This is a genomic window from Vibrio sp. 10N.222.55.B11 (genome assembly GCF_041473705.1).
Taxonomy (GTDB): Bacteria; Pseudomonadota; Gammaproteobacteria; order Enterobacterales; family Vibrionaceae; genus Vibrio; species Vibrio crassostreae_C.
The window spans coordinates 17,529-30,209 of sequence record NZ_JBFRST010000058.1; the positions used below are offsets into that span (position 1 = coordinate 17,529).

The following is a 12,681-nucleotide window of genomic DNA, read 5'->3' on the forward strand; positions in this document are numbered from 1 at the left end:
AATGAATGCGTAAATCTAATAAGAATGAGAACAAAGGCTTACCGATGGATACTTCAAATTACAATCAATCGCTAACGACTAAGTTATACGTCATTGCTGGCGTGCTGTTTGGCACCTATGGCAGTCGGGTGTGCCCTATGCTCGATAGCTTAACGACGTTAGAGATTTTCACACAAGTCAGTATTGTGTTTATCTTATTATGGCTCGCACGTCGTTACCCATTGGCGCAACATACCTTGGTCAAGCAAGGCCGATTCGCGCAACTCGATACCCTGCTATTTTTTGCTGCAAGTGTGCCTTTCGCGCTCTACTACAACTTAAGCTATGAATTCACCATAGATAGTAATTTGAAGGTGCTGTTTGGCATGAGTCTATTCGGCTTCTTTACCGGAACCATTCTTCAATTGAATGCCAAGCTCAGCCAAATGGATAAAATGGAGACGACTGGACAATTCGACTTCCAACTGGTTGGTGAAAGAAGTTCACTGGTCAAGCAGATGATAGGCTTGGTTATCGTGCTTCTGGTAACACTGACGACTATGTTGACGATGATTGCTGTCAAAGACATCTTCTGGTTAGAACATAACCCTGACCGCTTATTGGATGGCACCGGCAAGATCAGCGTGATCAAAGAGTTTATTTATTTGGCTGTGGTACTGGGTGGCTACGCGATAACCATCATGACGCTTTGGAGCAAGCTAATTAAGCGTATTCTCCTAAGCCAAGAGCACGCATTAAACAAAGTCACCAATGGCGAGCAAGGCGTTCGCTTACCTATTTTCGGCTACAACGAGCTTGGCTCAATGGCATCTATGACCAATACCATGCTTGATAGCCTTGAAACCGCGCAAAACGAAGTCAAAACCACACGTGACGTGGCCATTGTGAGCTTATCGGCATTGGCTGAATCTCGAGACAATGAAACGGGCGCACATATCCTAAGAACTCAAGAGTACGTCAAGGTGCTCGCACAAGAGCTCAGCAAATCAGAAACCCACTCAAGCTTGTTAACACCAAACTACATCGAGTTGCTCTACAAATCTGCGCCTTTGCACGACGTGGGCAAAGTAGGTGTTCCTGATAGTGTGTTATTGAAGCCGGGCAAATTGACGGACGAAGAGTTTGAGATAATGAAAGGTCACCCCGCGATTGGGGCTGAAGCGTTATCTATTGCAGAAAAGCAGTTGGGAAGTAGCTCTTTCTTAAGAGTCGCAAAGGAGATATCTCTGACTCACCACGAGAAATGGAATGGCAGTGGTTATCCTAATCAGTTGTCTGGTGAAGATATCCCGTTATCTGGCCGTTTAATGGCATTAGCTGATGTTTATGATGCGCTCATCTCGAAGCGAGTCTACAAGCCAGCCTTTACTCATGAACAAGCTAAACAGATCATCTTAGAGGGCAATGGGACGCATTTTGATCCGCAAGTTGTCCAAGCTTTTCTGGTCGTCGAACAAGCGTTTGTTTCAATTGCTGCGACCTACAAAGATGGCAAAAATGTAGCGAGTGAACTCGAGCGCGAAAGCTTTATTGCTCAACCAGCGTAATCTATTCAAAATCCACTAACTTCTTGCACCCTATAGGTTAATCCGTAGGGTGTTTTGTTATCAAATATCCTCTTTAGTCAATAAATCTGATTGAAATGGATTTTTTTTGGTCTTTCTGTTCACTTCGTATTGTCTTAAAAATTCCATACAGGTATAACTACCCATAGATACTATCCCCTCTCAATTGACATGGATGAAGATTATGTTTGAAAAAGTGTTAGCTGCTCCCGCCGATCCTATCCTCGGCCTTACTGAAGAGTTTAAAAAAGACTCTCGTGCAGAGAAAATCAACCTTGGCGTTGGCATCTACAAAAATGAAGATGGTCAAACACCAGTACTTAAAACAGTAAAGAAAGCAGAAGCTGCACTTCTTGAAAACGAAAAAACCAAATCTTACCTAACGATTGAAGGTACAGCTGAATACGGTCTAGCGGTTCAGAAACTTCTTTTCGGTTCAGACGCAGAGATCGTTGCATCTCAACGCGCTAAAACAGCACAAGCTCCAGGTGGTACAGGTGCACTTCGCGTAGCGGGTGAATTCATCAAGCGCCAACTGGGCGAAGTGAAAATCTGGATCAGTAACCCAACTTGGGCTAACCACAACGGCGTTTTCGCAGCTGCGGGGATCGAAACTGCTCAATACAGCTACTACAACGCTGAAACTAAAGACAAAGACTTCGCTGGTATGGTTGCTGACCTAGAGAAAGCTTCTGAAGGCGATATCGTTCTTCTTCACGGCTGCTGTCACAACCCAACAGGTATCGACCCAACAACTGAAGAGTGGGAAGTACTGGCTAAATTGGTTGCTGAGAAGAAACTGCTGCCTCTATTCGATTTTGCTTACCAAGGTTTTGCAAAAGGCGTTGAAGAAGATGCTGCTGGCCTACGTATTTTTGCTCAATACAACAAAGAGATCCTTGTTGCTAGCTCGTTCTCTAAGAACTTCGGCTTGTACAACGAGCGTGTTGGTGCATTCACTCTGGTTGCTGAATCAGCAGACGTAGCAACGACAGCATTCTCTCAAGTTAAGAGCATTATCCGCTCTATCTACTCTAACCCACCAGCCCACGGCAGTGCTGTCGTTACTCACATCCTTGGTGATGCTGATCTACGTGCTGAATGGGAAGCAGAAGTGGCAGAAATGCGTGACCGTATCCAAGAGATGCGTGAACTATTCGTAACGACACTGAAATCAGAAGGTGTTGATGCAGACTTCACATTCATCGAACGTCAAAACGGCATGTTCTCGTTCTCAGGTCTAAGCAAAGAGCAAGTAACTCGCCTAAAAGACGAATTCGCTATCTACATTGTTGGCTCTGGTCGTATCAGCGTTGCTGGTATGACTAAGTCAAACATGGGTCCTCTATGTAAAGGTATCGCTGCGGTTCTTTAATCGAAAAGCGAAACCTGTATTTGCAGACCACAAGCTTGCACTTACAGACCAATAGATGTGTAAAAGCCAGCAATTAAGCTGGCTTTTTTGTGTCTCCACTTTCAGGTTTAGATACTTTGTAAGTTAATACTCTAGGAAAAATTCCACACCTAGCTCATTAGTACGCTCGCTACGAATTTTACCTTCACCATCTCGATGTTGGTATGACCCACCAATCGCAAACTTGTTAGTCACTAGATAGCGTAAACCTAAGTGATAGATCTCTTCATCAAACAGGTCACTTCGATTCACTTGCACGCTGCCGTTGGCAATCCAACGTTTCGCAAAGCCATAGTTAAGCTCAGCTTTTACCCCTTGGATGAACTCAGTGTCTGAAGATTCAGTTCGGTTGGTGTCATTATTTTCAACCTTACCTTTAGTGATACCAAGCAGGTAGTAAGCCACTATATCTAAATCTTTCTTAATGCTGTAACGGTAACCAACACCTGGCATCAGCGTATCAATTCGAGTTGTGGTGTCATCAGGGTGAATAAAGCGTGCGCTGTAGTCTCCCAGCAACAACCAATCATCCGTCATCGCGTAACTGACGCCTAATCCATACGACGAGGCGTTATTATTACTGCCTGCATCTTCATTTAAACTGCCCGAATGCGCCGTGGCATAAATATGGTCGTAATCTAAAATATCCACCGCGTTAGTGTCCGCCCACAAACTTGGAGAAAACATAAAAACCGCAGATACAAAACTAAGCTTCCACTTCGACATTCCTATCATCCTTAAACTGTCACTCCATTAATTGAAAGGTTAGTCTATCCATAAGACTTTAAAAAGGTTTTAGCTCACAGATTGATTTGTGACGGCAAAATATTATCAAATGTTGTACCATGAAATCATACAAACCAATGGATGATCATTATGGATGCTGAGTTATTAGAGATTCAAAACTTTCTGGCACAATACCCCCCTTTCACAGAACTCCCTGAGGAGATGTTGGCGAAAGTGACCAGTAGCGTGGAAATTTCTTATTACCGCCAAGATACCCCTATCATTCACTTTGGTGATCAAATACATGACTTATACATCGTTCGAAGTGGCGAAGTCGAAGTCTACCGTCGTAAAGGCGAACTCTATAACCGCCTTGATGAAGGCCACTTGTTCGGGCAAATGGGTCTACTGACCAACAACAAGGTTCGTTTCCCAGTAAAAGCGACCGAAGATACTCTTCTCTACTGCATTCCTGAGCCAATTTTCCAAGAGCTCTACGACAACTACGACTCCTTTGCAGATTTCGTAGAAGTAGAAGACAACGCCCGTCTTCGCCAAGCAAACTCAAGTAATAACGATGCCAACGATCTCACGACATCCAAGGTAAAAACGCTACTGACTAGCGAAGCGCCGATGATCGAGAAGACTCGTACGATACAACAAGCCGCGACAATGATGGCCGAAGACAATGTCTCTTCCCTGCTGATCATTGATCCAGAAATCGTTGAAGATGATGAAGATGACTCAACACCCGTGATTGGCATCATCACCGACCGAGATTTATGTACTCGCGTTTTAGCTGAAGGGCTTGACCCATCGGATGAAGTCTCTAGCGTAATGACACCTGAGGTTATCTCTCTCGATCACAATGCTTACGTATACGAAGCTATGATGACCATGCTTCGCTATAACGTGCATCATTTACCAGTGCTTAAAGATAAGAAGCCGATTGGTATTATCGAAGCGACCGATATTGTTCGTTATGAGTCTCAAAACTCGCTGTTATTGGTAAGTAGTATCTTCCAGCAACAAAGTATCGAAGATCTGAAGGTGCTTTCCGAGCAAGTAAAAGACAGCTTTGTGCGCTTAGTTAACGAAGATGCCAACGCCCACATGGTGGGTACTGCAATGTCGGTAATTGGTCGTAGCTTTAAGCAGCGAATTATCGAACTGGGCGAAGAGAAATTGGGCAAGTCGCCTATTCCTTACTGTTTCCTCGCACTGGGCTCTATGGGGCGTGATGAGCAGCTGCTGGTTACCGACCAAGATAACGCAATCATTCTTGATGATACCTACGACGAGAAAAAGCACGGTAAATACTTTGAGGAGCTGTCGACCTTTATTTGTGATGGCTTAGATCAGTGTGGCTATGTTTATTGTACTGGCGATATCATGGCGACTAACCCAACGTGGCGTATGACTCGTCGACAATGGGAAGAGTGCTTTGCCGATTGGATTGATGATCCAAACCCGAAAGCACTGTTAAATGCTTCAATCTTCTTCGACTTAGATGGCGTTTATGGTCGTCTGAAATGGGCCGAGCAATTGAACAGCTTTATTGTTCGACGCGCACGTAAGAACAATCGCTTCTTGGCGTGTCTTGCACGTAACGCACTCAACCGTACACCTCCGCTCGGCTTCTTCAAAGATTTCGTGATGGAGAAAGATGGCCGTCACAACAACTCTATCAACCTTAAGCGTCGTGGTACTGCGCCACTCGCCGATTTGATTCGTGTTCACTCGCTCGCGGTAGCGTCTCGCTCTAAGAACTCGTTCGAACGCTTAGATGACATTATTGACGCCGGTATTCTGCCAAAAGGCCGAGCTCAAGATTTGAAAGATGCGATGGAGTTTATCTCTCTGGTTCGTATTCGCCACCAAGCACACGATGTCGACAACAACATCGAGCCTGATAACAACATCGAGCCAGAGAACCTGTCTGACTTCGAACGACGTAACCTAAAGGATGCATTCCAAATATTAAGTAATGCGCAAAACTTCCTTAAGTTCCGTTATCAAGCCAGCAACAAGTTTAAGTAGGGCCTATGAACAAACTATTCAGATCACCTGCGGTCGATTGGCCATTTAAGTTTGCTCAGAAGCTTGAACGAGCGAGAGACGAGCGCTTAAAGCACTTTTATAGCCAGCCTCTTCCTGCGCCTGATACGCCACTTTCAGAAGTGATGTTTTTGGCTGTCGACTTTGAGACAACGGGGTTAAACCCAAACAAAGACGGCATCATTACCATTGGTTTAGTGCCATTTACGCTCAATCGCATCTACTTGCGACAAGCCAAACACTGGACTCTAAGACCAAAACAGAAACTTGAAGAAGAGTCTGTCGTGATTCATGGCATCACTCACAATGACATCATTGATGCGCCAGACCTTAGCGAAGTGTTGGGCGAGATCTTAGAATCAATGGCGGGACATATCCCTGTGGTTCACTATCGTCGTATCGAACGTGACTTTTTGGACAATGCATTGAAAGTGCGACTCGGTGAAGGCATTGAGTTCCCAGTCCTCGACACGCTGGAGATTGAATCTCAGATCCAAAATAAACTGGCTGGCGGCTTGTGGAACAAGCTGAAAGGTAAGAAGCCAGCTTCAGTGAGACTGGGGCAGAGTCGTCGTCGATACCATCTGCCCGACTACACGCCGCATCATGCATTAACTGACGCTATTGCGACCGCTGAGCTACTCCAAGCGCAAATTGCTCATCACTTTGACTCTGAGATGCCTCTGAAGAGTTTCTGGCTCTAGCTGAGTTACGTAAGCTAAATACAAACACAAAGCCCATCAACTTCCATTGGTGGGCTTTTTCATTTTTATCGTCTGTGTTTAAGCAACGGTTGGCCCGACTAAGCGCATTTCCCATAAGCGTTTAAACATATTATAACGTCACACCGCAGCAGTTCCGCTCTAATGGACGTCGAAAATCGTGATCGCTATTTGTCAGCGTGATTGGCATTATTACTTCCCAACCACAGACAACGTTTGGTAATAAAGACGCTTTTGCTGATACATATTCTCATCAGCGACTGAGAACAATTGCTCAACGTCTGTTGAATCACTAGAGGCTGCACCAATCGAGAATCTGACAGGAATAGAGATACCCGCTTTAGTCTCGATTGCCTGTTGCTCTTGAGCAATGTACAACTGCTCAGTCATCTTTGCGACATTGAGCGAACTCGACTCACCAGACGTTAAGGTAAGCACCGCAAATTCATCTCCACCCAAACGGTATAGATTACTGGCAGGTGTCAATTCGTGGCTGATTACGTCTACGCAGCGCTGTATCAGCTCATCCCCGATCTCATGCCCATGAACATCATTGGTCGTTTTCAAGCCATTGATATCAATAATGATCAAAGAAATCTGATTTTGATTGTCGTTAATGCTGCGTTTACTGAATTCGAGATCTTCATTAAAAGCTTTACGATTCAAACAGCCAGTCGGCATGTTAATCCGTGTAATATTTTCGAGCTCTAGCCAACCAGCTAACTGTTTTTGGTACATGTCAAAAATCAGAAGATCTTCTTCACTGAGGACATCAAATGAACTTGAACAAAAATACCCGATCGCCGTCCCCTGTGAGTCACAGAGTATCAGGTCAGCCTCGCCAGTCCGGTTAAAATGAAACTGAATCGAATGTTGAACAAGTAATGTCTTTAACTCTTGATCGACCATTTGAGGAATCAACCGATATTCAGCCGCGTGTCTTGATGATGCAAACTGAACGATCTTCAAAAGACGATGCTTCTGGGATTCTTCACGCGCGAGCGAATACGTTAACTTGCTGGTTTTCTCTTCAACTAAGTCCTCTAGCAGAACATTAAACCTTTCGAGTTTATCGTTGCTTTCGGTCAGTTCACGGACTTGGCATTGTATACGACCCCACATGGTTTCCAATAAACGACTCAGCGTGACGAACTCTGTAAAACGATGTTCATCCACACTATGAGTCGGTGACTGGTTATGCGAATACGACGTAACAGATTCAGCCAACAAGTTTAACTGCCCTGAGAACCAGCGGCTTAGGAACAGAGCAAACACAATCGAGATGGCAAGCGTCGCCACCAATATTCTGACAAAGACCACCTGAGCTTGTTGCATCTCTAATAAACGCTCACTGTCGGAAATATGATGTTTGACGTTCAGTACCAATTTGTCGGTAAAGAATGTGCTGTCGATAGAGATAATGTTCGCACTTTGTTCAGAAGATTGAGCATCCGTTGAATCAATATAGTTAAACTCAACCGACTCATTTTGATAAAGGAAAGGCGTCACTTTAGTCTTAAGTCTGTCATACCCCATAAGAACCACAAGATAACCCTGCGGCGTGTATGTAGAACCTTCTATCAAACGATAAGGTAAAATCGGCGCGACAAAAGCGATACCTGCAGCGGCATTATCCGCCACTTCAGTTTCGGTAAACTCGGTGTGGAACAATTTCCCTTGCCCATAAACCGATTGAGGACGCTTCAAGCTTTCTAATAACTGGCTCTGCTCAAAATGGTACAAGCTGCCTTTGCTGTCATAAATGGGCTTCCAGTTTTGGTCCAGAATATAAGTCGCGGACACACTCTCCGCTAGCGCATTGAAGCTATCCATCTTGTCCCAAACAACACTCGAGAAAAAGATATTACCACCCGCTTTAATCAATGATCGGTCATGCGAATACCATTGAGTTAGGCTCGCCGTCAGCTTAATTTGCTCTTGTACGGTTTGACGAATACCGGTCGTAGAGTTGTCCAGCTTGGTTTCTTTTTGCTCTAAAGAACTTTGGTTTTGTTTATTGAGAATCAACTGTCCCGCTAGGTAAACAGGAAGCATTGAGCAAGCCAGCAACACCAAGCCCATGGTGTATTTTAATGATAGCTTCAATCTCTTACCCTCATATTCGCCGAGTAATATTGAACAAAATCATTGTAAAACTTATGCAGTTCACTCTTTGGCATCCCTGACTTGTAACGCTGATACGCCCGAGCCGATGCCTCCCAAACGATCGCCATCTTGTAGTCACTCGACATCATTTGCGATGCTTGAAACTCATCGTACATATTTGAAAGTGTCTGGTTACCTTCCTCAACACGGCGTTGATTAACCTCATAAAACGGCGAAACCATGGCACTCGAGTGAGCTAAATAGGTGAAACTGTTTGATTGCAGGTATTGAACGACTTCTTTCAAAGCCAATTTCTTATCTGGGTTTTGCATGCCTTTTTCCGTGACAGCAAAAACCTTTGCGCCACTAAATGAAGACATACTTTCACCACGATAGGTCGGCAACGAATTGATGTACAAATCTCGACCAAAGGCGGCATCGAGTTCGCTGAACGCCCAATCACCGTCAATCAAAAACTCGACTTCCCCATTGATGAACCTCTGCCTCGCGCAAATATCACTGCACGATGATTCGATGACTTTTTTCTGCTGCAACATGTCGATGAAATCAAAGATAGCAACTAACCCTTCACCATTAACATTCTTCGACGATAATAAGTCTTCAGAAAAAAGCTGATAGAAAGCTAGATAGAAATACATGTTTGGATTGGGAAAAAGCACGCTCACTTGATCGGACTGAGCAGAGCGTTCAATTAGGCTCTCCCATGTCACGACTTGCGCTTGAGGCTTGCTCGAATACAGAACGACTTGGTTTCCAATACCAACCGGTAACGCCTTAAGCTCACCGTTGATGACCACTGCATCAAGCGCTTTTTTCTCATAGCGTTGGGTATCGACCCAAGCATCAGGAAGCGTCGCTAAATCGATATATTCAGTTAGACCTAAGAAGTCAGAAGGAACCCAGATGGCGTCGGGAAAGGTATTGTCTCTAGGATCAGCAACAAGCAGTTCAGAACGAATACTGTTGACGTCAAACGAACGAATTTCTACACGATGATCAGTCATCGCTTCGATATGTTCTTTTACATAATCGGCCGTTTCATAATTAATACCAGCCCATATTTCAAGTGTGGACGAACAAGCAACGGCCGGAAATAGCATCGCAAATAGACTCAATAACCTCACACTTGGTTCCTTGTGGTAAAAATTAGACGTTGGATTTTAATCGCCCATCAATAAACCGGGCGATGCGGCTTATCGCTCACTGCTCATGATTAGAGACCTAGCTTTGGGCGACACGTTATATAGTAAAAAGTGCCTAAATAACAGTTGATACTCTCGCTTTAAGAGAAAGGTCTGCTCATTCTGATACATCCGTCATATCTCTGGATGACTGTTCTTACAATAAATCAACATATCATACCCTTTATTATTAACGACAAAAAAAATGCCGCAAAAGCGGCATCTATCTCGTTCGGTGCATTCGACACAATAAAAATCAAATAAGCAATTTATCAGTCAAAGCCCTATCATCGATTAAGCGTATTTCTCTTCGAAATCTTTCATGAAGCTAACCAACGCTTGAACGCCTTCCAGAGACATTGCGTTGTAAAGTGAAGCTCTCATTCCACCTACTGCTCTATGGCCTTTCAGTGATTTCAGACCTGCAGCATCAGCCAATTCTAGGAACTTGCCATCTAACTCAGGTTTCGCCAGTTGGAACGGCACGTTCATTCTAGAACGGTTTGCAGTGTGAACATCGTTTTTGTAGAAAGCTGAGCTATCGATTGCATCGTAAAGCAGCGCTGCTTTCTCTTTGTTCACCAACTCCATCGCTTCAACGCCACCTTGAGCTTTCAGCCACTTGAACACAAGGCCTGATAGGTACCAAGCGTACGTTGGTGGTGTGTTGAACATTGAGTCTTTTTCAGCAAGTACTTTGTAGTTCAGAATACTCGGCAACACGTCGTTTGCGAGTTCGAGTAGATCATCACGTACGATTGCAATGCAGATACCCGCAGGGCCGATATTCTTTTGCGCGCCCGCGTAGATAACACCGTACTGAGACACATCAATCTTACGAGACAGAATGTTAGATGACATATCCGCTACGATTGGTTTATCCGTTTGAGGAAGCTCGCTGATTTCAATACCATCGATGGTTTCATTCGGACAGAAATGTACATACGCAGCTTCCGGGTCAATTTTCCAATCTTTAGCTGGAACAACCGCTGCTTTACCATCAATTGACGTCTTCGCGTTGAATACATCGATTTCGCAATATTTGCTCGCTTCAGTCACTGCACTTTCTGCCCAGTAACCCGCATCAATGTAAGTCGCTTTCGTCGCATCACCTAAAAGGTTTAGAGGAACAGCAGCGAATTGAGCACGAGCGCCCCCCTGACAGAAAAGAACTTTGTAGTTGTCTGGGATGTTCAGAAGATCACGTAGGTCCTGTTCGGACTCGTCAGCAACTTGAATAAATTCCTTGCTGCGATGGCTGATTTCCATCACGGAAGTCCCTAAACCATTCCAATCAATAAAGTCCGCTTGCGCTTGTTTCATTACCGGTTTAGGCAGTGCAGCTGGGCCAGCACTGAAGTTGAATACGTTATCTAATGTAAGTTCCATGGGGATGATTGCTCCTGCTAAATAATAACTATGCAAGTAATACCATGTTTTACCCAACATAAAAACAACAAAAGAGGTCTTAAGACCTCTTTTGTTTTGTACCGTATAAAATGTTTAAGCTTAACCTGCTAAATCACCCTATCAGTATTCACGCCTGCTCTGTTTATTGAACAAAAACCGGCATAAGTAGAGCGATTAATGGAATTTCTTGTCCATTTTCGAACACTAGGTTTCCATTTTCTAAGTCAGCGCTGATTTCATAACCACTGTCTGTTTCCTTGATCATTTCCATCACAAGCAATTCATCGATACCTTCACGGATGAATGGATACTCTTCAACAAGTTCATTTGAGAAGCTAGAGTGAACGTTGCCCGTTAATGCAGGCATGATCATCGAAGGGTTGCTGCTGATGTTTTCGGTCCCTTCCGGCACGCTCACCAACCACTTAGATTCGAACTGTCCCTTACCTAACTCTAACGACATGTTGTTCATTGAAAGGTCGAAACCTTTAGCAAACAGGATATCGATAAATGGAATGATCTCTGCAACGTCTTCTTGCGTCATCACAGGATTAGATTGGTAAATCTCAAAGATTTTCTCAAACGACTCGCTATCCAACTTCGACATTTCAAAATCGACGTTTAGGTTGTTCAACTGGCCTTCACTGGTCTCGATGTTTGCGATATCCAGCTTGAGGTTGCTGCGCAGACGCTTAGTTGCTTCATCTAGATGTGATTCAAAATCGTACTTAGAATTTTCAATGGTCATGAAAGGCTGCATTGCAGAATCTGAAACCAAGAAGCTATCGATAGTAAAATTCTGAGTACCTAACCAGTAGCCTTTCGCTTGTTGGCCTGAACCCACACCTTTCAGATTAGACAGCGTTACCTCTTCACCGGTTTCAAAATCAATTTGAACTGAAGGGATTGAAAGCTCGTAATCAACTTGGCCTAAAACAGTCGCATGGCCAGAAAGATTCGATTTAGTGATCGAGACCGAAATCCCATTCTCATCAGAACCTTGGTGATTGAACTGGCTTAACTCAAAGTTAAAGTCAGTGTTGCCGTTTAGCTCAGTACTAGTGGTCAGAGTTAAAGGCAGAATATCGGTATTCTCAAACGTCGACAGTGCATTTAGACTCACCAAACCATGGCTAACCGCACTATTTATGACAAACTCACTCGGCAACCCATCAATCGCAAGTTGCTCTTTCAGGTTTTCATCCATCACAGTTAAACGAGTGGTTACGTTGGAAGACAAGTAACCTCTATCGTATTCCACGATCTCAGCTTGAATGCTTGAATTGTTAAGCTTTGCAACGCCATCGGTAATCGCATTTTGTCCAATTTGCCCAACCGCTAGCGGCCAACAAAGTGCCAGTGAGATTGCTCCGCCAATAGCACCAATTTTTCTTAACTGTTCCATGAGTTCTCTTTCTACACGTGTCTATTTTTTTTAGTCTAACCCATCAGTAGCAAACAAGAAACATTGAGTTAAA

General features: G+C 44.1%; 9 protein-coding genes. 4 read left to right on the forward strand and 5 right to left on the reverse strand.

Going from position 1 to position 12,681, the window contains the following annotated elements; genetic code table 11:
* Positions 1-5 precede the first annotated feature (5 nt).
* The gene (locus AB4503_RS19915) at positions 6-1,547 is read left to right on the forward strand and encodes an HD-GYP domain-containing protein (RefSeq protein ID WP_371725315.1); all 1,542 of its coding nucleotides are present in this window, start codon (positions 6-8) and stop codon (positions 1,545-1,547) included.
* A gap of 202 nt (positions 1,548-1,749) precedes the next feature.
* Entirely contained in the window at positions 1,750-2,940 is a 1,191-nt protein-coding gene (locus tag AB4503_RS19920) for an amino acid aminotransferase (RefSeq protein ID WP_017065416.1), read from the forward strand.
* A gap of 123 nt (positions 2,941-3,063) precedes the next feature.
* Here AB4503_RS19920 and AB4503_RS19925 read toward each other — a convergent pair whose 3' ends face one another.
* Positions 3,064-3,705 (reverse strand): outer membrane beta-barrel protein, encoded by a 642-nt coding sequence (locus tag AB4503_RS19925; RefSeq protein ID WP_372104086.1) that lies wholly within the window; start codon positions 3,703-3,705, stop codon positions 3,064-3,066.
* 150 nt (positions 3,706-3,855) lie between these two features.
* Between AB4503_RS19925 and AB4503_RS19930 the strand changes: the two genes are divergently transcribed.
* Together AB4503_RS19930 and AB4503_RS19935 are read left to right on the forward strand one after the other, a co-directional pair.
* Positions 3,856-5,745 carry a DUF294 nucleotidyltransferase-like domain-containing protein gene (locus AB4503_RS19930; RefSeq protein ID WP_017066062.1) on the forward strand — a complete coding sequence of 630 codons (1,890 nt, stop codon included), beginning with the start codon at positions 3,856-3,858 and terminating at the stop codon, positions 5,743-5,745.
* Positions 5,746-5,750: 5 nt separating this feature from the next.
* The gene (locus tag AB4503_RS19935) at positions 5,751-6,467 is read left to right on the forward strand and encodes a 3'-5' exonuclease (protein WP_017060409.1); all 717 of its coding nucleotides are present in this window, start codon (positions 5,751-5,753) and stop codon (positions 6,465-6,467) included.
* Positions 6,468-6,677: 210 nt separating this feature from the next.
* Here the strand turns inward: AB4503_RS19935 and AB4503_RS19940 are convergent, their stop codons facing one another.
* The 4 genes from AB4503_RS19940 to AB4503_RS19955 all read right to left on the reverse strand — a co-directional run bounded on the left by AB4503_RS19940 (position 6,678) and on the right by AB4503_RS19955 (position 12,608).
* Positions 6,678-8,567 carry a diguanylate cyclase gene (locus AB4503_RS19940; RefSeq protein WP_372115635.1) on the reverse strand — a complete coding sequence of 630 codons (1,890 nt, stop codon included), beginning with the start codon at positions 8,565-8,567 and terminating at the stop codon, positions 6,678-6,680.
* 20 nt (positions 8,568-8,587) lie between these two features.
* On the reverse strand, positions 8,588-9,736 hold the full coding sequence (locus AB4503_RS19945; RefSeq protein WP_029235305.1) for an extracellular solute-binding protein: 1,149 nt from the start codon (positions 9,734-9,736) through the stop codon (positions 8,588-8,590).
* A 351-nt stretch (positions 9,737-10,087) separates the two neighbouring features.
* Positions 10,088-11,182 carry a 3-phosphoserine/phosphohydroxythreonine transaminase gene (gene serC / locus AB4503_RS19950; protein ID WP_017065411.1) on the reverse strand — a complete coding sequence of 365 codons (1,095 nt, stop codon included), beginning with the start codon at positions 11,180-11,182 and terminating at the stop codon, positions 10,088-10,090.
* A gap of 163 nt (positions 11,183-11,345) precedes the next feature.
* Positions 11,346-12,608, reverse strand: coding sequence for a DUF945 family protein (locus AB4503_RS19955; protein WP_372115628.1), 1,263 nt, complete (start codon positions 12,606-12,608; stop codon positions 11,346-11,348).
* Between the last annotated feature and the right edge of the window lie 73 nt (positions 12,609-12,681).